Source organism: Pantoea sp. MBLJ3 (assembly GCF_000816655.1).
Classification (GTDB): domain Bacteria; phylum Pseudomonadota; class Gammaproteobacteria; order Enterobacterales; family Enterobacteriaceae; genus Pantoea; species Pantoea eucalypti.
Genome location: NZ_JSUT01000002.1, coordinates 1 through 24,048, shown reverse-complemented (window position 1 = coordinate 24,048; position 24,048 = coordinate 1). Strand labels below are relative to the sequence as shown.

The window sequence follows — 24,048 nt, the reverse complement described above, 5'->3', positions numbered from 1 at the left end:
CTGGAACGCGAACATTCGAGGGATGTGTTAGGAAAACGCATAACAACGATGGCGATGAAAAAGTTGCTCATAGCGTCGCTGCTGTTTAGCAGCGCCACCGTTTACGGTGCAGACGATTTCGTGGTGAAGGATATTCATTTCGAAGGGCTGCAGCGAGTCGCCGTCGGCGCGGCTCTGCTGAGCATGCCAGTACGGGTTGGCGATACGGTGAATGACGATGATGTCAGAAATACCATTCGCTCGCTGTTCGCTACTGGCAACTTTGAGGATGTTCAGGTCCTGCGAGACGGTACAACGCTGATTGTCCAGGTCAAAGAACGTCCTACCATTGCCAGCATTACCTTCACCGGTAACAAAGCGGTGAAAGAGGATCAGCTCAAACAAAATCTGGAAGCCTCAGGTGTGCGTGTCGGCGAAGCGCTGGACCGCACCACTATCTCTTCTATTGAGAAAGGCCTTGAGGATTTCTACTACAGCGTCGGTAAATATACTGCCAACGTGAAAGCGGTGGTGACACCCCTGCCGCGTAACCGTGTCGATCTGAAGCTGGTCTTTACCGAAGGTGTCTCTGCCAAAATTCAGCAGATCAACATCGTCGGTAATAAAGCCTTTAGCTCTGATGAACTGATCTCCCGTTTCCAGCTGCGTGATGAAGTGCCGTGGTGGAACGTGGTCGGCGATCGTAAATACCAGAAGCAGAAACTGGCAGGTGACCTTGAGACTCTGCGCAGCTTCTATCTGGATCGCGGCTATGCACGCTTCAATATCGATTCGACGCAGGTCAGCCTGACGCCAGATAAAAAAGGCATCTACATCACGGTGAACATCACCGAGGGTGACCAGTACAAAATTGCTGGCGTAATCGTCAATGGCAGCATGGCGGGCCACTCCGCAGAAATTGAACATCTGACCAAAATTCCGGCAGGCGAGCTCTATAACGGCGCCAAAGTCACGAAAATGGAAGATGACATCAAGAAACTGCTGGGCCGCTACGGCTATGCCTATCCGCGTGTAGTCACACAGCCAGAAATCAACGACGCCGACAAAACCGTGAAACTGCACATCAACGTGGATGCGGGTAACCGTTACTACGTGCGTAATGTTCGTTTCGAAGGTAATGACACGTCAAAAGACTCGGTGTTACGTCGCGAAATGCGTCAGATGGAAGGCGCATGGCTGGGCAGCGATCTGGTTGAACAGGGTAAAGAGCGTCTGAACCGCACCGGTTACTTTGAAACCGTGGATGTGGATACCCAGCGTGTACCAGGCTCGCCTGACCAGGTTGACGTGGTCTACAAAGTTAAAGAGCGTAACACCGGTACTTTCAACTTCGGCGTCGGTTACGGCACTGAAAGTGGTGTGAGTTTCCAGGTTGGCGTAACGCAGGATAACTGGCTGGGCACCGGTAATACCGTGGGCATCAGCGGGACCAAAAACGATTACCAGACCTATGCTGAATTCTCGCTTACTGACCCTTACTTCACCGTTGACGGTGTGAGTCTGGGTGGTCGTCTGTTCTACAACGACTTCAAAGCAGACAATGCTGACCTTTCTGACTATACCAACAAGAGTTATGGTCTGGATGGCACACTTGGCTTCCCGGTTAACGAAAACAACACCCTGCGTGTCGGTCTGGGCTATGTCCACAATGACCTGTCAAACATGCAGCCGCAGGTTGCGATGTGGCGTTACCTTGACTCGGTTGGTAAGCCGCAGCAGCTTAATGACAAAGGCGAATTCTCAGCAGATGACTTCACCTTTAACTACGGCTGGACTTACAACACCCTGGACCGCGGATTCTTCCCGACATCCGGTAACCGCACTAACCTGAATGGTAAAGTGACGATTCCTGGTTCAGATAACAGCTTCTATAAGGCCACGCTGGATAGTCAGCAGTATGTGCCGATTAACCAGGATCGTACCTGGGTGCTGTTGGGACGTGGTCGTATCGGCTATGGCGATGGACTCGGCGGCAAAGAGATGCCGTTCTACGAGAACTTCTATGCCGGTGGTTCAAGCACGGTTCGCGGCTTCCAGTCCAACACCATTGGACCGAAAGCAGCCTACTTTAATAACAACTCGTCGAACTGCCGAATTGCCGATCCAAATGGCGTTTGTAAGTCTGACGATGCGGTGGGCGGTAACGCCATGGCGATCGCCAGCCTTGAGCTGATCACGCCAACGCCGTTCCTGAGCGAGAAGTATGCTAACTCGGTGCGTACCTCGGTGTTCGTCGATGCCGGTACCGCGTGGGATACCCATTGGGAAAATACAGCGGAAACGCGTGCGGCAGGCATTCCTGACTACAGCGATCCAAACAACATTCGTGTATCAAGCGGTGTTGCGTTGCAGTGGATGTCACCGCTTGGCCCGCTGGTGTTCTCTTACGCCCAGCCGTTCAAGAAAGTCGATGGAGACAAGTCAGAGCAGTTCCAGTTTAACATTGGTAAAACCTGGTAATGTTCTGAGCAAGGATGCATAGCTGAAGTATTGCTGCCGGGCAGCACCTGTTGCTGTTCCGGCGCAAACACTGTGTCGCTGACACAAACGTTGATGGTAAGGAGTTTATAGTGAAAAAGTTGTTGTGTGCCGCAGGTCTGGGTCTTGCTTTAGCGGTTTCCGCTGGTGTTCAGGCTGCTGACAAAATTGCAGTGGTAAACGTGTCCAGCATTTTCCAACAGTTACCGCAACGTGCGACTGTTGCTAAACAGCTGGAAAACGAGTTCAAAGGCCGTGCAACTGAGTTGCAGAGCCAGGAGCGCGATCTGCAAACTAAAATGCAGCGTCTGCAGCGTGACGGTTCTACCATGAAGGCAAGCGAACGCAGCCGCATGGAAAAAGATGTCATGTCTCAGCGTGAAGCGTTCTCTTCAAAAGCACAGGCTTTTGAGCAGGATAACCGTCGTCGTCAGATGGAAGAGCGTAACAAGCTGCTGAGCCGTATTCAGGATGCCGTTAAGAAAGTCGCTGACAGCGATGGTTACGACGTCGTGATCGACGCCAACGCGGTGGCTTATGCATCAAACGCAAAAGACATCACAGCTGACGTGCTGAAACAGGTTAAATAATTCATGTCATCTATTCGACTGGCTGATTTAGCCCAGCAGTTGGATGCAGAATTGCACGGAGATGGCGATATCGTCATCTCCGGCATTGCTTCTATGCAATCCGCCACAACTGGCCAAATCACTTTTCTTGCAAACAGCCGTTACCGCGAGCAACTCGCCCTGATTAAGGCCTCAGCCGTGGTGCTGACGGAAGCGGATCTGGAGTGGTGTAATACCGCAGCGCTGGTAGTGAAAAATCCCTACCTGACTTATGCGCGTATGGCACAAATACTCGATACCACGCCACAGCCGGCGCAAAATATCGCCCCCAGCGCGGTAATTGACCCCTCAGCCCGACTCGGCAACAATGTCGCCATTGGCGCCAATGCAGTGATCGAAGCGGATGTTGAGCTGGGTGACAATGTAGTTATTGGTGCGGGATGTTTTGTTGGCAAAAAAACCCGTATTGGCAGCGGCACCCGTCTCTGGGCCAACGTCTCTATTTATCACGAGATCGAAATTGGCCAGGATTGTCTGATTCAGTCAGGTACCGTCATCGGTTCTGATGGTTTCGGCTATGCCAACGATCGCGGTAACTGGGTGAAAATCCCGCAGTTAGGCGCGGTAATTATCGGCGATCGCGTCGAAATAGGGGCCTGCACCACCATCGATCGCGGTGCGCTTGATAACACTCTGATCGGCAATGGTGTTATCATAGACAACCAGTGCCAGATCGCTCACAACGTAGTTATTGGCGACAATACTGCGGTTGCAGGCGGTGTGATCATGGCGGGTAGTCTGAAGATTGGACGTTACTGTATGATTGGCGGTGCCAGCGTCATTAACGGCCATATGGAAATCTGTGACAAAGTAACGGTGACCGGTATGGGTATGGTCATGCGTCCTATCACAGAGCCAGGCGTTTATTCGTCAGGCATTCCGCTGCAACCCAACAAAACCTGGCGTAAAACTGCAGCGCTGGTGATGAACATCGATGATATGAGCAAACGCTTAAAAGCCATCGAGCGCAAGGTCGGCAAAGACGACTAACCGCCATCCCAAAACTGACCGGCTTTCATAATAAAAATGTTAAGCAGGGAAGCCCGGCGCCACAGTACCTATTTGCGGCCTGCGGAAGATCATTTTGATCTGTGCAGGCCGTGTTATTGATGTCATCAGATTTTTAGGACAGGAAGAGTATTTTGACTACTGAAACTCATACTCTGAAAATTGAAGAGATTTTAGAGCTGCTGCCGCATCGCTATCCGTTTCTGCTGGTAGACCGTGTGCTGGAATTTGAAGAGCATAAATACCTGCGTGCAGTGAAGAACGTTTCTGTTAATGAACCGTTTTTCCAGGGGCACTTCCCTGGTAAACCGATTTTTCCTGGCGTTCTGATCCTGGAAGCGATGGCGCAGGCCACCGGTATTCTGGCGTTTAAAAGCGTAGGTAAACTGGAGCCAGGCGAACTCTATTACTTTGCCGGTATCGACAGTGCCCGCTTTAAGCGTCCTGTGGTACCAGGTGACCAAATGATCATGGAAGTCACTTTCGAGAAAACCCGCCGTGGTCTGACCCGCTTTAAAGGCGTGGCGACTGTTGACGGTAAAATCGTTTGTGAAGCGACCATGATGTGTGCCCGCAGCCGGGAGGCATAATTCGTGATTGATCCAACCGCCACTATCCATCCCAGTTCTGTCATCGAAGAGGGCGCTATCATTGGCGCCCGTGTTCACATTGGCCCGTTTTGCTTTATCGGCGCGAATGTTGAGATTGGTGAAGGAACAGTACTGAAGTCACACGTTGTGGTGAATGGCCACACGCGTATCGGTAAAGATAATCAGATCTACCAGTTTGCCTCAATTGGCGAAGTGAATCAGGATCTGAAATATGCCGGTGAGCCAACACGGGTTGAGATCGGTGATCGCAACCGTATTCGTGAAAGCGTGACGATTCATCGCGGCACCACGCAGGGTGGCCATGTCACCACAGTGGGCAGCGATAATCTGCTGATGGTCAATGTCCACATTGCGCATGACTGCGTGATTGGTAACCGCTGTATCTTCGCGAACAATGCCACCCTGGGTGGTCACGTGACGGTCGATGATTTCGCCATTATTGGCGGCATGACAGCGGTACATCAGTGGTGCATCATCGGTGCGCACGTGATGGTTGGTGGCTGTTCCGGCGTGGCGCAGGATGTTCCGCCTTACGTTATTGCGCAGGGTAACCATGCGACGCCGTTCGGTATCAATATTGAGGGTCTTAAGCGTCGTGGCTTCAGCAAAGAGTCGTTGCATGCGATTCGCAACGCTTACAAGCTGCTCTATCGCAGTGGCAGAACGCTGGAAGAAGTGAAGCCGGAGATCGAAGCCATTGCGCAACAGCACAGCGAAGTGCAGCCTTTCTACGACTTCTTTACCCGTTCAACCCGTGGATTAATTCGTTAATCCATGTCAGCGCGTCCTTTAACGATTGCCCTGGTCGCCGGAGAAACCTCCGGCGATATTCTTGGTGCAGGTCTGATTCGTGCCCTGAAAGTGCGCCATCCTGATGCACGCTTTGTCGGTGTGGCGGGCCCACTGATGCAGGCTGAAGGGTGTGAAGCCTGGTATGAGATGGAAGAGTTAGCGGTAATGGGCATTGTCGAGGTGCTGGGTCGCCTGCGACGCCTGCTGACAATCCGCCGCGATCTCACCCGACGTTTTAGCGAGCTCAGACCCGACGTTTTTGTCGGTATTGATGCGCCCGATTTTAATATCACGCTGGAAGGCAATCTCAAACGTACGGGCATCCGTACGATCCACTATGTCAGTCCTTCGGTGTGGGCATGGCGGCAAAAGCGCGTGTTTAAGATCGGCCGAAATACCGATCTGGTGCTGGCCTTCCTGCCGTTTGAAAAAGCCTTCTACGATCGTTATAACGTTCCCTGCCGCTTTATCGGTCACACCATGGCGGATGCCATGCCGCTGCAACCTGATAAGCAGGCTGCGCGCCGTCATCTCGGCATTGCGGACGATGCGCTCTGTCTGGCACTGCTGCCGGGCAGTCGTGGTGCGGAAGTGGAAATGCTCAGTGCTGACTTCCTGAAAACAGCCCAATTATTGCGTCGTCACTATCCGGCGCTGGAAATCGTGGTGCCGCTGGTTAACGCCCGTCGCCGTGAACAGTTTGAGAAGATTAAAGCTGACGTTGCGCCTGAACTGCCGATGCATCTGCTGGATGGACAGGGTCGTGAGGCGATGATTGCAAGCGATGCCGCACTTCTGGCATCCGGGACTGCCGCACTGGAGTGCATGCTGGCAAAATGCCCGATGGTCGTCGGTTATCGCATGAAACCGGCCACTTACTGGCTGGCGAAACGGCTGGTGAAAACCCCTTACGTCTCGCTGCCAAACCTGCTGGCAGGGCGTGAGCTGGTCAAAGAGTTACTGCAGGATGCGTGTCAGCCCGACGCCCTGGCTGCAGCGTTAGATCCGCTGTTGCATGCCGGGCCTGAGCGCGAAACACTGCTGCAGACGTTTCATGAATTACATCAACAGATCCGCTGGAACGCCGATGAGCAGGCAGCGGATGCAGTACTGGAGCTGGTGAATGCCTGATTTTATCTATCCTGTCGCCAGACTGATTGCCGGTGTGGACGAAGTGGGGCGCGGTCCGCTGGTTGGCGCGGTGGTCACTGCTGCGGTGATCCTCGATCCGGCAAATCCGATTACCGGCCTGGCGGACTCGAAGAAACTGTCGGAAAAACGCCGCCTGGCGTTGTACGACGAAATCAAAGAGAAGGCGCTGGCATGGAGTCTGGGACGCGCAGAACCGGAAGAGATCGATCAGCTCAACATTTTGCATGCCACGATGCTGGCGATGCAGCGCGCTGTTGCCGGCTTGAGTATTCAGCCCGACTATGTCCTGATAGATGGTAATCGTTGTCCGGCACTGCCTATGCCTTCACAGGCCGTCGTCAAAGGGGATAGCCTGGTCGCCGAAATCAGTGCAGCATCGATCATCGCCAAAGTTTCGCGTGACCGTGAGATGGCCGAACTGGACCTGCTGTTCCCGCAGTATGGTTTTGCGCAGCACAAAGGTTACCCGACGGCGCTGCATATGGAAAAACTGACGCAATATGGCGTCACGCCGCACCATCGTCGTAGTTTTGCGCCCGTACGTAATGCGCTGCTCGATGCTGAAGTACTGGCTGCCCGCCAGACCCTTACGCTTTAATAGCCTGACGCTGTTTTAACCGGAAACTGATATGGCTGAACCCCGTTTTATACATCTGCGTGTCCACAGTGACTATTCGATGGTTGATGGCCTGGCAAAAACCGGGCCGCTAATCAAGCAAGCGGCTGCCCTTGGCATGCCGGCGATAGCGATTACCGACTTCACTAACCTCTGTGGCCTGGTGAAATTCTACGGTGGCGCGCACAGCGCAGGGATAAAGCCGGTCATTGGTGCCGATTTCAACGTGGCCAGTGAGCTGATGGGGGATGAGCTGACACAGCTTACCGTGCTGGCGTCCAGTAATACCGGATACCAGAACCTGACGCTGCTGATCTCCCGCGCCTATCAGCGCGGTTATGGCGTGGACGGACCCATTATCGATCGCGACTGGCTGATCGAATTGCAGGAAGGATTAATACTGTTGTCGGGTGGGCGACGCGGCGATGTAGGTCGTAGCCTGCTGCGCGGTAACAATGCGCTGGTGTCGCAGTGCCTGTCGTTTTACCAGCAACATTTTCCCGATCGCTACTACCTGGAGCTGATCCGTACTGGCCGACAGGACGAAGAGAGCTATCTGCATGCAGCCGTTGAACTTGCGATTGCAGAGGGAATACCGGTCGTTGCCACCAATGAAGTCTGCTTTATCAATGCAGAAGATTTCGATGCGCACGAAATTCGCGTTGCCATTCATGACGGCTATACGCTGGATGATCCCAAGCGTCCGCGCAACTACAGTCCTCAGCAATATATGCGCAGCGAAGAGGAGATGTGCGAGCTGTTCTCGGACATCCCGGAAGCGCTGGAGAACAGCGTAGAGATTGCTAAGCGTTGTAACGTGACGGTGCGACTGGGCGAATATTTCCTGCCACAGTTCCCGACCGGTGATATGACTACCGAAGATTATCTGGTGGTGAAATCCCGCGAGGGGCTGGAAGAGCGCCTGGCGTTCCTGTTCCCGGACGAAGCTGAGCGCGCAGAAAAACGTCCGGAATATGATGAGCGTCTGGAGATTGAGCTCACCGTTATTAACCAGATGGGATTCCCCGGCTACTTCCTGATCGTGATGGAGTTCATCCAGTGGTCCAAGGATAACGGCGTGCCGGTGGGCCCAGGCCGTGGCTCCGGTGCCGGTTCGCTGGTGGCCTATGCGCTGAAAATCACCGATATCGATCCGCTGGAATTTGACCTGCTGTTCGAACGTTTCCTGAACCCGGAACGCGTCTCGATGCCCGACTTCGACGTCGATTTCTGCATGGAGAAGCGCGATCAGGTCATCGAACACGTCGCTGATATGTACGGACGTGAAGCGGTTTCCCAGATTATCACCTTCGGTACCATGGCGGCGAAAGCGGTTATCCGCGATGTGGGCCGCGTGCTGGGTCATCCTTACGGCTTTGTTGATCGCATTTCAAAACTGATCCCGCCCGATCCCGGCATGACGCTGGAAAAAGCCTTTATTGCTGAACCGCAGCTTCCTGCGATGTATGACGCAGATGAAGAGGTGAAGGCGCTGATCGATATGGCGCGTAAGCTGGAAGGGGTCACGCGAAACGCCGGTAAACATGCGGGTGGCGTGGTCATTGCGCCAACGAAAATCACGGATTTCGCGCCGCTTTACTGCGATGAACACGGGCAGTTCCCGGTCACTCAGTTCGATAAAAATGATGTGGAATATGCCGGCCTGGTGAAGTTCGACTTCCTGGGTCTGCGTACGCTGACCATCATCGACTGGGCGCTGAAGATGATCAACCCGCGCCGGGAGAAGCAGGGGCTGGAGCCGATCGATATCGCCTCAATCCCGCTGGATGATAAGAAAAGCTTCGATATGCTGCAGCGCTCGGAAACCACAGCGGTATTCCAGCTTGAATCGCGCGGCATGAAAGATCTGATTAAGCGTCTGAAGCCCGACTGCTTCGAAGATATGATCGCACTGGTGGCGCTGTTCCGTCCTGGCCCACTGCAGTCCGGCATGGTAGATAACTTTATCGACCGTAAGCATGGCCGTGAAGCGATCTCTTATCCCGACATTCAGTGGCAGCACGAAAGCCTGAAACCGGTGCTGGAACCGACTTACGGCATTATCCTCTATCAGGAACAGGTGATGCAGATCGCCCAGGTTCTCTCCGGTTACACCCTGGGCGGCGCAGATATGCTGCGACGCGCCATGGGTAAAAAGAAACCCGAGGAGATGGCCAAACAGCGCTCCATATTCCGCGATGGTGCCGAAAGCATGGGCATCGACGGCGAACTGTCGATGAAGATCTTCGATCTGGTAGAAAAATTTGCAGGTTATGGCTTTAACAAGTCACACTCTGCGGCTTACGCACTGGTCTCCTATCAGACCCTGTGGCTGAAAGCGCACTATCCGGCCGAGTTCATGGCGGCGGTGATGACCGCCGATATGGATAACACCGAGAAAGTGGTGGGCCTGGTTGATGAGTGCTGGCGGATGGGGCTGAAAGTCCTGCCGCCCGATATTAACTCGGGTCTCTATCCCTTCCATGTTAATGACGCGGGCGAGATCGTTTACGGTATCGGCGCGATCAAAGGCGTGGGTGAAGGCCCGATTGAAGCGATTATCGACGCCCGTAATGAAGGTGGCTATTTCCGCGAACTGTTTGATCTCTGTGCCCGTACTGACACTAAAAAGATCAACCGTCGGGTGATGGAAAAACTGATTATGTCCGGGGCTTTCGATCGCCTTGGACCGCACCGCGCCGCCCTGATGAGTTCACTCAGTGACGCGTTAAAAGCCGCCGATCAACACGCGAAAGCGGAGGCGATTGGCCAGGCAGATATGTTTGGCGTGCTGGCGGAGGAGCCGGAGCAGGTTGAGAAATCGTACGCCAGCGTCACGCCGTGGCCTGAGCAGGTGCAGCTGGATGGTGAGCGGGAAACGCTGGGGCTATATCTTACCGGCCACCCGATTAATCAGTATCTGAAAGAAATTGAGCGTTATGTTGGCGGGGTGCGTCTGAAAGATATGCATCCTACCGATCGGGGTAAAATTACTGTGGCGGCTGGTCTGGTGATCGCCGCGCGGGTAATGGTCACCAAGCGCGGCAACCGAATTGGTATCTGTACTCTGGACGATCGCTCCGGTCGTCTTGAGGTGATGTTATTTACCGATGCGTTAGATAAATACCAGCAGTTGCTGGAGAAAGACCGAATCCTGATCGTCAGCGGACAGGTCAGCTTTGATGACTTCAGTGGCGGGCTTAAAATGACCGCGCGTGAAGTCATGGACATCGACGAAGCTCGCGAAAAATACGCGCGCGGACTTGCTATCTCGCTGACGGACAGGCAAATTGATGACCAGCTATTAAACCGGCTCCGTCAGTCCCTGGAACCTCATCGTTCAGGGACTATTCCGGTGAATCTCTACTATCAGAGAGCCGACGCGCGAGCGAAGCTGCGCTTTGGTGCAGCGTGGCGAATTTCGCCCAGCGATCGTTTACTTAACGATCTGCGCTCGTTGATTGGATCGGAGCAGGTGGAACTGGAGTTTGACTAGAACAGGAACATTATGAGTCTTAATTACCTGGATTTTGAACAGCCAATTGCAGAACTGGAAGCGAAGATCGATTCGCTGACTTCAATTGGTCGTCAGGATGATAAACACGTTAATCTGGATGAAGAAGTTCAGCGTCTGCGTGAGAAAAGTGTTGAGCTGACCCGTAAAATCTTCGCTGATTTGGGCGCATGGCAGATTGCTCAACTGGCGCGTCATCCGTTACGTCCTTACACCTTTGACTATGTTCGCAACGCCTTCGACGATTTCGATGAGCTTGCGGGCGACCGTGCTTATGCGGATGACAAAGCGATTGTGGGCGGGATTGCGCGTCTTGATGGACGTCCGGTGATGATCATCGGGCATCAGAAAGGCCGTGAAACCAAAGAGAAGATTCGCCGTAACTTCGGCATGCCAGCACCGGAAGGCTATCGCAAAGCGCTGCGCCTGATGGAGATGGCTGAGCGTTTCAAAATGCCAATCATCACCTTCATCGACACACCGGGTGCGTATCCTGGCGTGGGCGCGGAAGAGCGTGGGCAGTCTGAAGCGATCGCCCGCAACCTGCGTGAAATGTCTGGCCTGAAAGTACCGGTTATCTGTACGGTCATCGGTGAGGGCGGTTCTGGCGGTGCGCTGGCGATTGGCGTGGGCGATAAAGTGAATATGCTTCAGTACAGCACCTATTCAGTGATCTCGCCGGAAGGCTGTGCCTCCATTCTGTGGAAAAGCGCTGACAAAGCGCCGCTGGCTGCTGAAGCGATGGGCATTACCGCTCACCGTCTGAAAGAGCTGAAGCTGATTGACTCAGTGATCCCTGAGCCGCTGGGTGGCGCACATCGTCGTCCGGTTGATATGGCGCAGTCACTGAAGCAGCAGCTGCTGGCTGACCTGGCCGATCTCGATGGATTAAGCACTGAAGAGCTGCTGGATCGTCGTTATCAGCGCCTGATGAGCTACGGCTACGCCTGATTCAGTCTCAGCCAATCAGGAAGCGGACTTCGGTCCGCTTTTTTTATGCCGTGGGTTTAACGCGGTACGCTGCCTGATGCCTTTCAGCCTCATCTGATCGTCCCCTTGCTACACCTTCCCCGGGTTAGCGGTTATGCTTGTCCGGTTGCACAACAATCACGGAGATGGGCATTGAATATTCTGGCGATCATGGGCGCGCACGGCGTGTTTTATAAAGATGAACCGTTACGCGAACTCGACGCGGCGTTAAATCTGCAAGGCTTCCAGCTGCTTTACCCAAAAAACAGTGACGATCTGCTGAAACTGATCGAACACAATCCGCGTATCAGCGGCGTCATCTTCGACTGGGACGCGCACAACAGCCCGGAACTGTGCGGTGAGATTAATCAGCTCAACGAATACCTGCCACTGTATGCCTTTATCAACACCCACTCTCAGATGGACATCAGCATCAATGAGATGCGCATGCCACTGCACTTTTTTGAATATGCGCTGAATGCCGCCGACGATATTGCATTGCATATCCGGCAGTATACCGATGACTATCTCGACCACATTACGCCACCGCTGACTAAAGCGCTGTTCACCTATGTGAAAGAGGGCAAGTACACCTTCTGCACGCCGGGCCATATGGCGGGTACCGCGTTTCAGAAGAGCCCGGTAGGCTGCCTGTTTTATGATTTCTTCGGGGCCAATACCCTGAAGTCAGATATCTCAATTTCCGTTACCGAGCTGGGTTCGCTGCTGGATCACACCGGTCCACATCTTGAAGCGGAAGAGTATATCGCACGCACTTTTGGTGCCGAACAGAGTTACATGGTGACCAACGGCACCTCAACGTCGAACAAAATTGTCGGCATGTATGCGGCACCGTCGGGCAGCACCGTACTGATCGATCGCAACTGCCACAAGTCACTGACGCATCTGCTGATGATGAGCGATCTGATCCCCATCTGGCTGAAGCCGACCCGCAATGCACTGGGGATTCTTGGCGGGATTCCAAAGCATGAATTCACCCGCGAGAGCATTACGCAGAAAGTCGCGACGACCGATCGCGCCACGTGGCCGGTTCATGCGGTAATCACCAACTCCACTTACGATGGGCTGCTCTATAACACCCAGTACATTAAAGAGACGCTGGATGTGCCGTCGATTCACTTCGATTCAGCCTGGGTGCCTTACACCAATTTCCATCCGATTTATGCCGGGAAAAGTGGTATGAGTGGCGAGCGCACCCCGGGCAAAGTGGTGTATGAAACGCAATCGACCCATAAACTGCTGGCGGCGTTTTCGCAGGCATCCATGATTCACATTAAAGGCGACTACGACGAACAGACGTTTAACGAAGCCTATATGATGCACACCACCACGTCGCCCAATTACGCCATCGTCTCCTCCATTGAAACTGCTGCTGCAATGCTGCGTGGTAATCCCGGCAAGCGGCTGATCAATCGCTCGGTTGAGCGTGCGCTGCACTTTCGTCGTGAGATTCAGCGCCTGCGTGAAGAGTCCGACAGCTGGTTTTTCGATATCTGGCAGCCGGAACAGGTCGACGAAGCGCAATGCTGGGCGATCCAGCCCGGCGACGAGGATTGGCACGGATTTACGCAGGCCGATCGCGATCACATGTACCTCGATCCGATCAAAGTCACTATCCTGACGCCAGGAATGAGCGAGCTGGGAGAGATGGCAGACGAGGGGATCCCGGCAGCGCTGGTGGCGAAGTTTCTTGATGAGCGCGGCATCGTGGTGGAGAAAACCGGCCCCTACAACCTGCTGTTCCTTTTCAGTATTGGCATCGACAAAACCAAAGCGATGAGTGTGCTGCGCGGTCTGACTGAGTTCAAACGCGCCTACGATCTCAATCTGCGGGTAAAGAACATGCTGCCGGATCTCTACGCTGAAGATCCCGACTTCTATCGCAATATGCGCATTCAGACGCTGGCGCAGGGGATTCATCAACTGATCCGTCATCATGACCTGCCGCGACTGATGCTGCAGGCATTTGATGTCCTGCCCGAAATGAAGATGACGCCGCATCAGGCGTTTCAGCAACAGGTGAAGGGCAACATCGAAACGGTGGATCTCAGCGAACTGGTCGGGCGGGTGTCGGCCAACATGATTCTGCCTTATCCACCAGGCGTGCCACTGGTGATGCCAGGAGAGATGATTACGGAGAAGAGCCGTGCCGTGCTCGATTTCCTGCTGATGCTGTGCAGTATCGGCCGGCATTATCCGGGCTTCGAGACCGATATTCACGGTGCCAGTCTGACGGAAGAGGGCGAGTATCGCGTCCGCGTGCTGAAAAACGATCCCGCATAAACCTTTAAACGACTAATAGCGGCAGGGTGTCTGCGGACAGCCTGCCCGAATCAGGATATTCAACATGTTGCAGTTAACCGCTATTCACCACATCGCCATCATCGCTTCCGACTATCAGCGCAGCAAAGCGTTCTATTGTGACGTGCTGGGCTTTCGTCTCATGGGTGAATATTACCGTGAAGCGCGCGACTCCTGGAAAGGCGACCTGGCCCTGGAGGATCGCTACACTATTGAGCTGTTCTCTTTTCCTGAGCCGCCGGCGCGCGTCAGTCATCCCGAAGCGTGTGGCCTGCGTCATCTGGCCTTTACCGTGCCGGATGTGGCCGCCGCTGTCGCAACGCTGGCCAGTAAAGGCGTAATCTGCGAGCCGATTCGCATGGATGAACTGACGGGTAAACAGTGTACGTTCTTTGCCGATCCGGATGGTTTGCCGCTGGAGCTTTATCAGGCGTAAAATAGCGCGCTCAGCGGGCGACATTCAGTGGCCCGACTTTCTGGATTCTGCCATGCCTTTGCCCGCTTTTGACGCCATGTTGCAACCTGATGCCGCGCTGGTGGTCGCCTTCAGTGGCGGACTCGATTCAACCGTGCTGCTGCATCAGCTTCGCGGCTGGCAGCAGCAGCATCCCGAATCCCATCTGCGGGTGTTACATGTTCATCATGGGCTTAGCCCGAATGCCGATTGCTGGGCAGCGCACTGCCTGTCGGTATGCGAGCAGTGGCAACTGCCATGTGAGGTACTGCACGTTACCGTGGATGGCAGGGAAAACGGCATTGAAGCCGCCGCCCGCACCGCCCGTTATCAGGCGCTCAGTGCGGCATTGTTGCCGGGTGAAGTGTTACTGACCGCGCAGCACCTCGACGATCAGTGTGAAACCTTTATGCTGGCGCTGAAGCGCGGCAGCGGTCCGGCCGGGCTGGCGGCGATGCCTGCTGCGCGTGCGCTGGGTTCGCATCAGCTGCTGCGTCCACTGCTGAATCAGTCGCGGCAGTCGCTTGAAACCTATGCCAGAACCCATCAGCTGGTGTGGATCGAAGATGAAAGTAATCAGGATCTTCGCTACGACCGTAACTTCCTTCGTCAGCGGCTGCTGCCGGCGCTTTACCAGCGCTGGCCCCATTTTGCCGAGGCGACAGCCCGAAGTGCGGCGTTGTGCAGTGAGCAGGAGCAGTTACTGGATGAACTGCTCACCGGACAACTCAATGAGCTCATCCAGCCAGATGGCAGCCTGCACTTTCCGCCCTTGATGGTCATGAGTGAGTTGCGTGCTAATGCGTTATTGCGCCGCTGGATCGCCGGGCAGGGCGGCAGGATGCCCTCCCGTGAAGCGCTGAAACGTATTCGCGATGAAGTCATGGCGAGCCGGGAGGATGCACAGCCGAAGCTGCGATTCGGTCAGGCTGAACTCCGCCGCTACCGTCAGCAGCTCTACTGGCTGCCGTTGCGCAGTTCACTGCGCGACACCGAGCTGGCATGGCCCGATCTCTGCCAGCCGCTGGTGTTACCGCAGAATCTCGGCACGTTATGCGCCAGCCAGGCGCAGAGCCTGTTGCGTTATCCTCAGCCGGATGAGGAGGTCAGCATACGCTTTCATGCGCAGGGTCACATTCATCTGGTGGGCCGTCAGGGTGGAAGGGAAATGAAAAAGCTGTGGCAGGAGTTGCAGATACCTCCGTGGCAGCGAGAACGGCTGCCGTTAATCTTTTATAACCAGACGCTGGTCTGTGTTCCGAATCTGTTTGTCACTCACGCTGGCGCGGCTGTTGATCAACAGGGCTGGCAGATAGTCTGGGACAGGGCATGCAGCGCAGGGGAACAATAATAATGAAGCAATGGTTTATCGCCTTTTTAGTGGGCGCCGTATTACCGGCGTGGGCTGCGGGCGATGCGCAACGCGGCGCACAAAAAGCAGGGAGCTGCATGGCCTGCCATGGTGCAGCAGGTAAAGCGGCTGTGCCCCTCTATCCCAATCTGGCCGGGCAGCACGCACCTTATCTGGAACAGGCTTTGCACGCCTACAAAAAGGGCGAGCGCAATGGCGGCCAGGCTGAGGTGATGAAGGCATTTGTAGCGGGATTGAGTGACGGTGATATAGCTGATCTGGCGGCGTACTACAGTTCGTTGCAGCCCTGAGGGTTAACAGGGCGGGAAGGTCCCGCCCGTGATGCGTCTATTACTCAGCGCTGACAACCACCGTACCCAGTTCGGGATGGGTAAAGCTGGCAATATGGTCAAGACGTAATTCGCGATGTTCACCGGAAAGATCGATAGCCAGATATTCCACGTTCTTGCGTGAAAAAATCTCTTTGGCCTTTGCCTTGAGCTGTTCGCCATCTTTCATTTCCAGCGACAGCATCCAGGTGTTCTGGCAGGCGAGTTCCAGATTATCGTAGTCATCACAATTGATAGGTTGGTACGCTTCATTTATCAACATAGTCGCTCACCAATAAGTTAGCAGCGGCGTAGGCCGCCTGTTCCCTGACAGAAGAGTTTAGCTCAGTATTTGCGGCAATATCATTAAGTGCCTTCAATGCGCAGCCAATCGCATCCGGAATGTAACCTAAGTCTCCGCTGCCGATTTCGGCATATTTCCGGCGAACTAACTCACAATAATTTTGCACATGGCCCCCCTCAGCAGAGCGTCGATACTCTGGTTAACTGGCGACTATATCATAGCCATTTAGAGGAAATCAGCCTGCGTAAAGCAGGAACAGTGCGCGAATCACTGCTAAAGTGACAGATTCCGCTGTCTGGGACGGAATGAATCAGAGCACAAAAGGTTAATTTGATGAACAGGTTATCGGAGGTCAACGTGATTAAGGTGTGGGGAGCAAGCTGATGATTATGCTATCCCGTTCGGTTGAGATTCCGGAGAGTGAGATCGAGCTGACGGCTATTCGCGCTCAGGGCGCTGGTGGACAACATGTCAACAAAGCCAGCACGGCCATTCATCTGCGCTTTGATATTGCTGCTTCTTCGCTGCCCGCGTTTTATAAAGAGCGGCTGCTCACTGCCAGTCATCATTTGATTACCGGAGATGGCGTGGTGGTGATCAAGGCGCAGGAGTATCGCAGTCAGGAGATGAATCGTGAAGCGGCGCTGCAACGTCTGGTCAATCTGATCCAGGAGCTGAGTACCGTGGAAAAAGCCCGGCGCGCTACGCGGCCGACCCGCGCCTCGAAAGAGCGTCGTCTGGAAGGAAAAGCCCGTCGCAGTTCGACGAAATCGATGCGCGGCAAGGTGCAATAAAAAACGCCCCGCAGGCGGGGCGTTTGAGTACTGATCAGGCAGCTCAGCGTGACTCTGGCAGCAACGAATAAGCGCATGGCGAAGGGAACAGGGTCAGAAGAGGAAAGCGTCCCGCGCCATGGACAAAAACGCCGGGAGCGTTTTTGAACAACGCCATGCGTTGGCCCGGTCAGGGCGCACCTCATGGATGAGGTGCGTAATCGCGCGGGCCGAGCATGCCATGGATGGCGGCTTTTGCGTCTTTCCGATCTGACCCTGTTTCCTGAGCAGATACGGAATTACAGCAACCGGGCAAACTCTTAAGCTGTTAGAGGCCACACAAGCAAGTTATCTGACCTTTCCTTCACAATTTACTTGTTCAGTGCTTTCAGCAGGAACTCAACAATTTCATCCTGCTTAATCATCTGCTTCTCACCGGCACGACGTGATTTGTATTCAATCTCCTGGTTGTCGAGATTGCGATCGCCGATGACGATGGTGTGTGGTACCCCGATCAGTTCCATATCGGCAAACATCACGCCCGGACGCTCTTTGCGGTCATCCAGGATAACTTCAACGCCTTTGGCACGCAGCGTGGCATATAACTCTTCTGCCAGCTCTTTAACACGGAACGATTTCTGCATATTCATCGGCAGAATCGCCACCTCGAACGGTGCCAGTGCGGCTGGCCAGATGATGCCACGATCGTCATGGTTTTGCTCAATGGCTGCCGCCACCACGCGAGTGATGCCGATGCCGTAGCAGCCCATGCTCATCACCTGATTACGGCCATCTTCACCCTGAACGGAAGCTTTCAGCGCGTCAGAATACTTAGTACCGAGCTGGAAGATGTGACCGACTTCAATACCACGTTTAATCTGCAGCGTGCCTTTGCCATCCGGGCTTAAATCGCCTTCGACCACATTACGGATATCCGCAACGCTGGCCAGCGGCAGATCGCGCTCCCAGTTAATGCCGAAGTAGTGTTTACCATCGACGTTGGCACCGGCGCTGAAATCGCTCATCTTCGCCACGGTACGGTCAGCAATGATCGGCATCTGCAGACCCACAGGCCCGATTGAACCCGGACCCGCACCCACTGCGGCGCGAATCTCTTCTTCCGTCGCGAACACCAGCGGCGATGCAACGATGGCAGATTTCTCTGCTTTGATCTCATTCAGCTGATGATCGCCGCGAACCAGCAGGGCAACCAGCGCGTGACCGCTCTCTTCTGCACCTTTAACAATCAGCGTTTTCACTGTCTTTTCGACAGGTACATTGAATTGCTCAACCAGCTCCGCGATGGTTTTTGCGTCTGGTGTTTCGACCAGGTGCATCTCCTGAGATGGTGCGGCACGTTCACCGGCCGGTGCGACGGCTTCGGCCAGCTCAATGTTAGCGGCGTAATCAGAATCGGTAGAGAAAATCACATCATCTTCACCGCTCTGCGCCAGCACCTGGAACTCATGTGATGCGCTGCCGCCGATAGAGCCGGTATCGGCCTGCACAGCACGGAAATCCAGTCCCATACGGCTGAAGATCTGACTATAGGCGCGGTACATCGCGTCATAGGTTTCCTGCAGCGACGCCTGCGACGTATGGAACGAGTAAGCATCTTTCATGATGAACTCACGTGAACGCATCACGCCAAAACGTGGACGCACTTCATCACGGAATTTGGTCTGAATCTGATACAGGTTGAGCGGCAACTGCTTATAAGAGCTCAGTTCGTTGCGGATCAGGTCAGTGACCACCTCTTCATGCGTCGGACCCAGCACGAACGGACGCTCGTGGCGATCGGCAATACGTAACAGTTCCGGGCCATACTCCTCCCAGCGACCGCTCTCCTGCCACAGGTCGGCGGGCTGCACAACCGGCATTAAAATCTCAACAGCGCCCGCGTTGTTCATCTCTTCACGCACGATGTTTTCGACTTTTTTCAGCACGCGAACCCCGGTCGGTAACCAGGTGTACAAGCCAGAAGCCAGTTTGCGGATCATACCGGCGCGCAGCATCAGCTGGTGGCTGATCACTTCAGCGTCGGAAGGCGTCTCTTTCTGAGTAGAGAGCAGATATTGAGTAGTACGCATTGATTACGGTTCCAGTTGATCGGAAAGTCACAGACAGAATTTTGCTGGCGGCTAGTGTACCAGTGAGATCACCGCCTCAAAAGCGGGTTTTAACGCGGGTCGATAGCGATCACTTCAGTACCGGCATCATCAATGCGCCAGCGGACATTAAAATCCATCAGCCAGGCCGCATATTCCCGCGCCTGCGTTTCGCCCTGACGATAAGCCGGACGGGGATCCTGTGCCAGCACTTCACGGATAAAGCGTGCCAGATTGGGGTAGCGCGACTGCTGCTGAAGCTGCTGCTGGGCCAGTGCGGAGAAGCGAACCGGCATATCAGCCGCAGGGGCCGCCTGAGCAAAACCTGCCTGGGCATGAGGCAGCGCTTCGGCAAAAGGCAGATAAGGTTTGATATCCACTACCGGAGTACCATCGACCAGGTCCAGACTGCCAAGCTGCAGAATCACCTGCTGCTTCTCAATTCTGACACCTTTCAGTTCAACCAGCGACATCCCAATGGGGTTGGGACGGAACGTGGAACGTGTCGCGAAAACACCCATGCGCGCATTGCCGCCCAGACGGGGAGGGCGAACCGTGGGACGCCAGCCACCTTCCATCGTCTGATGGAAAACAAACAGCAGCCAGAGATGGCTGAACGCTTCCAGTCCACGTACCGCTTCCGGCTGATTGTAAGGTGGCTGCAGATGAAGCTCGCCGCCGCCATCCTGCACCAGGCCTGGCTGACGCGGTACGGCAAACTTCTCCTTCCACGGCGAACGAATTACCCCAATTTGCGCAAAGGCGAATTCACTCATTGATTGCTGACTTTCAGCGCTGAACCCTGACACACCGCCTGGCGATAACAGCCTGGTGTGCCGGTAACGATTTCACACTGATGCAGCAGCACTGCATTGGCTTTCATCTGTGATGCTTTGATCTGCAGACGTTTCCGTGCTGTAGCGATATTGGCCGGGGAGTTCTGATTGCTCATCTGGCAATCTTCAGCGGAGACTTCACCCAGATCGCGGAACGGCTTACTGACCAGATCGGCGGCATCGGTATAGAGCTTAACGGGTGCGGGTCGTGCCACAGGCTTATGGGTCGGTTCACTGGATTGCTGCGGCCGGGACGGTGCGCTGCTTATCGGGTGATACTCATGAACACACCCTGTCAGCATCAATGCTAACAAGCAGAGCGGTAAAAAACGCATGGCAACATCCTCAGGTTTCAAAAAGTGGCGTTATTGAAACAAGGACAAGAATAAATAACAAGTCGGGCAGGGCACCCAATAGCAGAAAGGGCGGCATAGCGCCGCCCTTAGGGAGATCACGGACTGAATTACCAGCCTTTAACCGCGCCGCCGTTAAAGACTTTATTAGCTTCTGCGTTAACTTCGTCAGACTGGTAAGCCTTAACGAATTTCTTCACGTTTTCCGCATCTTTATTATCTTCACGCGCGACAATCAGGTTCACATAAGGTGAATCTTTATCTTCGACGAAAATGCCATCTTTCGCGGGTGTCAGGCCAATCTGGCTCGCGTAAGTGGTGTTGATCACCGCCAGAGCAATCTGCTGATCGTCCAGTGAACGTGGCAGCTGCGGCGCTTCCAGCTCAACAATTTTCAGATGCTTAGGGTTCTCAGTGATATCCAGTGAGGTTGGCAGCAAGCCCACGCCATCTTTCAGTTTGATCAGACCGACTTTCTGCAGCAGCAGCAGTGTACGGCCCAGGTTGGTCGGATCGTTTGGAATAGCAACCTGCGCGCCATCCTGCAGCTCATCCAGTGATTTGATCTTCTTCGAATAGCCCGCGATTGGGTAGACGAAAGAATTACCCACTGAAACCAGCTTGTAGCCACGATCTTTGATCTGCTGATCAAGGTAAGGTTTGTGCTGGAAGGCGTTAACGTCGATATCGCCTTTGCTCAGCGCTTCATTCGGCAGAACGTAATCGTTGAAAGTGACCAGCTCAACGTCCAGACCATACTTATCTTTAGCCACTTTCTGCGCGGCTTCAGCAACCTGCTGCTCAGCACCGACAATCACGCCCACTTTGATGTGGTTAGGGTCTTTCTCTTTTTGATCGCAACCTGCCAGCGCAATCGCGCCAATCAGTGCACCCACAGCGGCAATTTTCTTGAATCTGAAAGACATATCCTTTCCTTCTTAATAATGTGATATTGCTTACTTATGGGACACAGCATGCACGATGCGGTCGCCACAGAATTGAATGAGATACACTAAAACCACTAACAACACTAATACCGTATTCATCACAGTGGCGTTATATCCGATATAACCATACTGATAACCGATCTGGCCCAGGCCACCGGCACCCACCGCGCCACCCATGGCGGAGTAACCGACCAGCGTAATCAGCGTGATGGTCGCCGCGTTCACCAGGCCCGGCATCGCTTCCGGCAGCAGAACTTTACGGATGATCTGCATTGGCGTGGCACCCATGGCACGTGACGCTTCAATCAGGCCGGTTGGCAGTTCCAGTAAGGCGTTTTCAACCATACGCGCAATAAACGGCGCAGCACCGACGGTCAACGGCACGATAGCCGCCTGCAGTCCGATTGAGGTGCCGACGATCACGCGGGTAAAGGGAATCATCCAGACCAGCAGGATAATGAAAGGAATCGAGCGGAAGATATTTACCAGCGCGGAAAGCACGCGATAAAGACCCTGATTCTGAAGAATCTGTCCTGGACGGGTCACATAGAGTAAAACGCCGACCGGCAGGCCCAGCACAAAACCGAAAAAACCTGAGACGAAGGTCATCATCAGCGTTTCCCACACGCCCCGTCCCAGCAACCACATCATCGCTTCAGACATAACCTAACACCTCTACTTTCACATGATTCTCCTTCAGCCAGGCAATCGCCTCGCGGGTATCGCTCTCTGTGCCGTGCATTTCTGCCAGCATAATGCCGAACTTCACGCCACCGGCGTAATCCATCTGCGCACTGATAATGTTGTTATTCACGTTGTAACGGCGGGCCGCTTCGGAAAGCAGCGGCGCATCAACCGATTTACCGGTGAATTCCAGTCGCAGCAGCGGCACGGTATTTTCAGATGCGGTGGCAGAAAGACGCTGCTGATAGTCATCCGGGATATCCAGATGCAGCGTGGACTGAATAAACTGCTGCGCGAGTGGCGTTTTAGGATGAGAGAAGACTTCGCTGACACTATCTTTCTCAATCAGCTCACCGTGACTGATGACCGCAACCTGATCGCAGATGCGTTTCACCACATCCATCTCATGGGTAATCAGCAGAATCGTCAGCCCCAGGCGGCGGTTGATGTCTTTGAGCAATTCCAGAATTGAACGTGTGGTCGCGGGATCCAGTGCGCTGGTCGCTTCATCACACAGCAGGACCTTAGGATTACTGGCCAGGGCACGAGCAATCGCGACGCGCTGCTTCTGTCCGCCCGACAGATTGGCGGGCCAGGCATCATGCTTATCGGATAATCCCACCAGTTCCAGCAACTCAGTGACGCGAGCGTTGATCTGCGCACGCGAGAGATTACCCAGTTCCAGTGGCAGAGAGACATTGCCCGCAACCGTTCGTGAGTTCATCAGGTTAAAATGCTGGAAGATCATGCCGATCTGGCGGCGCGCCTGGGTTAACTGGCGTTCGTTGAGTGCGGTTAAATCCGCCCCATCGACCAGTACGCGGCCCGAGGTTGGGCGCTCCAGCAGGTTAACGCAACGAATCAGTGTACTTTTACCGGCACCGGAAGCGCCGATAACGCCATAAATCTGTCCGGCAGGCACATGCAGGCTCACATCCGTTAATGCCGGAATAGTCCGCGAGCCTTGCTGAAACACTTTGGTGATATTTTCAAGTTTAATCATTATGTTATTAATTATCGTATTGCGTTGTCCGTGGTGTGGGAAACCTCGTCGCTTTTGTTCATTATAAAAGCTGGATGGATGTTAAGGCATCCAGACGTCTAAATCAATGAAAGTGATTCAATCTGACATTCTCCCTTTTATAGCAATCATGCGATACTGATCGGCAATTTTTACAGCAGGAGTTTCTACGTGGCGAATAAAGTCCCCGCTATTTTTCTTGATCGTGATGGCACCCTTAATGTCGATAATGGCTATGTCCATGAGATTGATGACTTCCAGTTTATTGACGGCACCATTGAAGCGCTGCAACAACTGAAGGCAATGGGATATGCGCTGGTGGTTGTGACCAATCAGTCTGGTATCGCGCGCGGTATGTTTACCGAAGATACCTTTATGCGGCTGACTGAATGGATGGACTGGTCGCTGGCCGATCGCGACGTTGATCTTGATGGCATCTATTTCTGTCCTCACCATCCTGAAGCAACAGTTGAAGCGTTTCGTCAGGAATGTGACTGCCGTAAGCCGCAGCCAGGCATGCTGCTGACGGCACAGGAAGAGCTGCACATTGATATGGCTGCTTCTTATATGGTGGGTGACAAGCTGGAGGATATGCTGGCCGGGCAGGCTGCCGGTGTCGGCACCAAAGTGCTGGTGCGCAGTGGCAAACCGATTACCGCTGAAGGTGAAGCCGCAGCAGATTGGGTAATTAATAGCCTTGCAGAGCTGCCAGGACGCATTAAAAAGGGTTAAAACGGCGCTTTTGTGCAAATTTCAGGCGAACAGTGAAAAAGTTGTAATTTGCACTTGCGCTATCT

The 24,048-nt window shown here is 54.0% G+C and carries 23 protein-coding genes; 15 read left to right on the top strand and 8 right to left on the bottom strand.

Going from position 1 to position 24,048, the window contains the following annotated elements; translation table 11 throughout:
• Positions 1-48: 48 nt before the first annotated feature.
• From bamA to NP77_RS01100, 13 genes are all read left to right on the top strand, one after another.
• A complete protein-coding gene (gene bamA, locus NP77_RS01160) occupies positions 49-2,460 on the top strand; it encodes an outer membrane protein assembly factor BamA (RefSeq protein ID WP_003852645.1) in 2,412 nt (803 codons plus the stop codon).
• A 110-nt stretch (positions 2,461-2,570) separates the two neighbouring features.
• Entirely contained in the window at positions 2,571-3,068 is a 498-nt protein-coding gene (gene skp, locus NP77_RS01155; protein ID WP_003852644.1) for a molecular chaperone Skp, read from the top strand.
• 3 nt (positions 3,069-3,071) lie between these two features.
• A complete protein-coding gene (gene lpxD / locus NP77_RS01150; RefSeq protein WP_003852641.1) occupies positions 3,072-4,097 on the top strand; it encodes a UDP-3-O-(3-hydroxymyristoyl)glucosamine N-acyltransferase in 1,026 nt (341 codons plus the stop codon).
• 152 nt (positions 4,098-4,249) lie between these two features.
• Positions 4,250-4,705: a 3-hydroxyacyl-ACP dehydratase FabZ gene (gene fabZ / locus NP77_RS01145; RefSeq protein ID WP_003852639.1), complete on the top strand. Its 456-nt coding sequence runs from the start codon at positions 4,250-4,252 to the stop codon at positions 4,703-4,705.
• 3 nt (positions 4,706-4,708) lie between these two features.
• Complete coding sequence (lpxA, locus tag NP77_RS01140) at positions 4,709-5,497, top strand: acyl-ACP--UDP-N-acetylglucosamine O-acyltransferase (protein WP_003852636.1); 789 nt, start codon at positions 4,709-4,711, stop codon at positions 5,495-5,497.
• 3 nt (positions 5,498-5,500) lie between these two features.
• Positions 5,501-6,649, top strand: a complete 1,149-nt coding sequence (lpxB, locus tag NP77_RS01135; RefSeq protein WP_003852634.1) for a lipid-A-disaccharide synthase — start codon at positions 5,501-5,503, stop codon at positions 6,647-6,649.
• Positions 6,642-7,268 carry a ribonuclease HII gene (rnhB, locus tag NP77_RS01130; RefSeq protein ID WP_039658710.1) on the top strand — a complete coding sequence of 209 codons (627 nt, stop codon included), beginning with the start codon at positions 6,642-6,644 and terminating at the stop codon, positions 7,266-7,268. Before lpxB ends, rnhB begins: the two co-directional genes overlap by 8 nt.
• 31 nt (positions 7,269-7,299) lie before the next feature.
• Positions 7,300-10,782, top strand: a complete 3,483-nt coding sequence (gene dnaE, locus NP77_RS01125; protein WP_039658709.1) for a DNA polymerase III subunit alpha — start codon at positions 7,300-7,302, stop codon at positions 10,780-10,782.
• Positions 10,783-10,794: 12 nt separating this feature from the next.
• Positions 10,795-11,751: an acetyl-CoA carboxylase carboxyl transferase subunit alpha gene (gene accA, locus NP77_RS01120; protein WP_003852630.1), complete on the top strand. Its 957-nt coding sequence runs from the start codon at positions 10,795-10,797 to the stop codon at positions 11,749-11,751.
• Positions 11,752-11,922: 171 nt separating this feature from the next.
• The gene (locus NP77_RS01115; RefSeq protein ID WP_003852629.1) at positions 11,923-14,073 is read left to right on the top strand and encodes a lysine decarboxylase LdcC; all 2,151 of its coding nucleotides are present in this window, start codon (positions 11,923-11,925) and stop codon (positions 14,071-14,073) included.
• 64 nt (positions 14,074-14,137) lie between these two features.
• Complete coding sequence (locus NP77_RS01110) at positions 14,138-14,527, top strand: VOC family protein (RefSeq protein WP_039658707.1); 390 nt, start codon at positions 14,138-14,140, stop codon at positions 14,525-14,527.
• A 52-nt stretch (positions 14,528-14,579) separates the two neighbouring features.
• A complete protein-coding gene (gene tilS / locus NP77_RS01105) occupies positions 14,580-15,896 on the top strand; it encodes a tRNA lysidine(34) synthetase TilS (RefSeq protein ID WP_039658704.1) in 1,317 nt (438 codons plus the stop codon).
• Between the two features lie 2 nt (positions 15,897-15,898).
• Positions 15,899-16,207: a cytochrome c gene (locus tag NP77_RS01100; RefSeq protein WP_039658703.1), complete on the top strand. Its 309-nt coding sequence runs from the start codon at positions 15,899-15,901 to the stop codon at positions 16,205-16,207.
• A 40-nt stretch (positions 16,208-16,247) separates the two neighbouring features.
• On the opposite strand, the gene rof is transcribed toward NP77_RS01100, so the two are convergent.
• The gene (gene rof, locus NP77_RS01095) at positions 16,248-16,508 is read right to left on the bottom strand and encodes a Rho-binding antiterminator (protein ID WP_008925644.1); all 261 of its coding nucleotides are present in this window, start codon (positions 16,506-16,508) and stop codon (positions 16,248-16,250) included.
• A complete protein-coding gene (locus NP77_RS01090; RefSeq protein ID WP_003852623.1) occupies positions 16,495-16,695 on the bottom strand; it encodes a YaeP family protein in 201 nt (66 codons plus the stop codon). The genes rof and NP77_RS01090 overlap by 14 nt, the downstream gene beginning before the upstream one ends.
• 217 nt (positions 16,696-16,912) lie before the next feature.
• On the opposite strand from NP77_RS01090, the gene arfB reads away from it, so the two are divergent.
• Positions 16,913-17,323: an alternative ribosome rescue aminoacyl-tRNA hydrolase ArfB gene (gene arfB / locus NP77_RS01085; RefSeq protein WP_003852622.1), complete on the top strand. Its 411-nt coding sequence runs from the start codon at positions 16,913-16,915 to the stop codon at positions 17,321-17,323.
• Positions 17,324-17,673: 350 nt separating this feature from the next.
• Here the strand turns inward: arfB and proS are convergent, their stop codons facing one another.
• The 6 genes from proS to metN form a co-directional block, all read right to left on the bottom strand.
• Positions 17,674-19,392, bottom strand: a complete 1,719-nt coding sequence (proS, locus tag NP77_RS01080) for a proline--tRNA ligase (protein ID WP_039658702.1) — start codon at positions 19,390-19,392, stop codon at positions 17,674-17,676.
• Positions 19,393-19,481: 89 nt separating this feature from the next.
• Positions 19,482-20,186: a tRNA (N6-threonylcarbamoyladenosine(37)-N6)-methyltransferase TrmO gene (tsaA, locus tag NP77_RS01075; protein ID WP_003852620.1), complete on the bottom strand. Its 705-nt coding sequence runs from the start codon at positions 20,184-20,186 to the stop codon at positions 19,482-19,484.
• Positions 20,183-20,581: an Rcs stress response system protein RcsF gene (gene rcsF / locus NP77_RS01070; RefSeq protein WP_003852619.1), complete on the bottom strand. Its 399-nt coding sequence runs from the start codon at positions 20,579-20,581 to the stop codon at positions 20,183-20,185. The genes tsaA and rcsF overlap by 4 nt, the downstream gene beginning before the upstream one ends.
• 128 nt (positions 20,582-20,709) lie before the next feature.
• The gene (locus NP77_RS01065) at positions 20,710-21,525 is read right to left on the bottom strand and encodes a MetQ/NlpA family lipoprotein (protein ID WP_003852616.1); all 816 of its coding nucleotides are present in this window, start codon (positions 21,523-21,525) and stop codon (positions 20,710-20,712) included.
• A 30-nt stretch (positions 21,526-21,555) separates the two neighbouring features.
• Complete coding sequence (locus NP77_RS01060) at positions 21,556-22,209, bottom strand: methionine ABC transporter permease MetI (protein ID WP_003852613.1); 654 nt, start codon at positions 22,207-22,209, stop codon at positions 21,556-21,558.
• On the bottom strand, positions 22,202-23,233 hold the full coding sequence (metN, locus tag NP77_RS01055; protein ID WP_003852611.1) for a methionine ABC transporter ATP-binding protein MetN: 1,032 nt from the start codon (positions 23,231-23,233) through the stop codon (positions 22,202-22,204). Before metN ends, NP77_RS01060 begins: the two co-directional genes overlap by 8 nt.
• A 189-nt stretch (positions 23,234-23,422) precedes the next feature.
• On the opposite strand from metN, the gene gmhB reads away from it, so the two are divergent.
• Positions 23,423-23,983, top strand: a complete 561-nt coding sequence (gmhB, locus tag NP77_RS01050; protein WP_003852609.1) for a D-glycero-beta-D-manno-heptose 1,7-bisphosphate 7-phosphatase — start codon at positions 23,423-23,425, stop codon at positions 23,981-23,983.
• Positions 23,984-24,048 lie beyond the last annotated feature (65 nt).

Excerpts from the sequence above, each read along its gene's own strand:
- bamA (WP_003852645.1), top strand. The coding sequence starts at position 49 with ATGGCGATGAAAAAGTTGCTCATAGCGTCGCTGCTGTTTAGCAGCGCC.
- lpxD (WP_003852641.1), top strand. The coding sequence starts at position 3,072 with ATGTCATCTATTCGACTGGCTGATTTAGCCCAGCAGTTGGATGCAGAA.
- lpxB (WP_003852634.1), top strand. The coding sequence starts at position 5,501 with ATGTCAGCGCGTCCTTTAACGATTGCCCTGGTCGCCGGAGAAACCTCC.
- rnhB (WP_039658710.1), top strand. The coding sequence starts at position 6,642 with ATGCCTGATTTTATCTATCCTGTCGCCAGACTGATTGCCGGTGTGGAC.
- dnaE (WP_039658709.1), top strand. The coding sequence starts at position 7,300 with ATGGCTGAACCCCGTTTTATACATCTGCGTGTCCACAGTGACTATTCG.
- accA (WP_003852630.1), top strand. The coding sequence starts at position 10,795 with ATGAGTCTTAATTACCTGGATTTTGAACAGCCAATTGCAGAACTGGAA.
- NP77_RS01110 (WP_039658707.1), top strand. The coding sequence starts at position 14,138 with ATGTTGCAGTTAACCGCTATTCACCACATCGCCATCATCGCTTCCGAC.
- tilS (WP_039658704.1), top strand. The coding sequence starts at position 14,580 with ATGCCTTTGCCCGCTTTTGACGCCATGTTGCAACCTGATGCCGCGCTG.
- NP77_RS01100 (WP_039658703.1), top strand. The coding sequence starts at position 15,899 with ATGAAGCAATGGTTTATCGCCTTTTTAGTGGGCGCCGTATTACCGGCG.
- rof (WP_008925644.1), bottom strand. The coding sequence starts at position 16,508 with ATGTTGATAAATGAAGCGTACCAACCTATCAATTGTGATGACTACGAT.
- arfB (WP_003852622.1), top strand. The coding sequence starts at position 16,913 with ATGATTATGCTATCCCGTTCGGTTGAGATTCCGGAGAGTGAGATCGAG.
- proS (WP_039658702.1), bottom strand. The coding sequence starts at position 19,392 with ATGCGTACTACTCAATATCTGCTCTCTACTCAGAAAGAGACGCCTTCC.
- tsaA (WP_003852620.1), bottom strand. The coding sequence starts at position 20,186 with ATGAGTGAATTCGCCTTTGCGCAAATTGGGGTAATTCGTTCGCCGTGG.
- rcsF (WP_003852619.1), bottom strand. The coding sequence starts at position 20,581 with ATGCGTTTTTTACCGCTCTGCTTGTTAGCATTGATGCTGACAGGGTGT.
- NP77_RS01065 (WP_003852616.1), bottom strand. The coding sequence starts at position 21,525 with ATGTCTTTCAGATTCAAGAAAATTGCCGCTGTGGGTGCACTGATTGGC.
- NP77_RS01060 (WP_003852613.1), bottom strand. The coding sequence starts at position 22,209 with ATGTCTGAAGCGATGATGTGGTTGCTGGGACGGGGCGTGTGGGAAACG.
- metN (WP_003852611.1), bottom strand. The coding sequence starts at position 23,233 with ATGATTAAACTTGAAAATATCACCAAAGTGTTTCAGCAAGGCTCGCGG.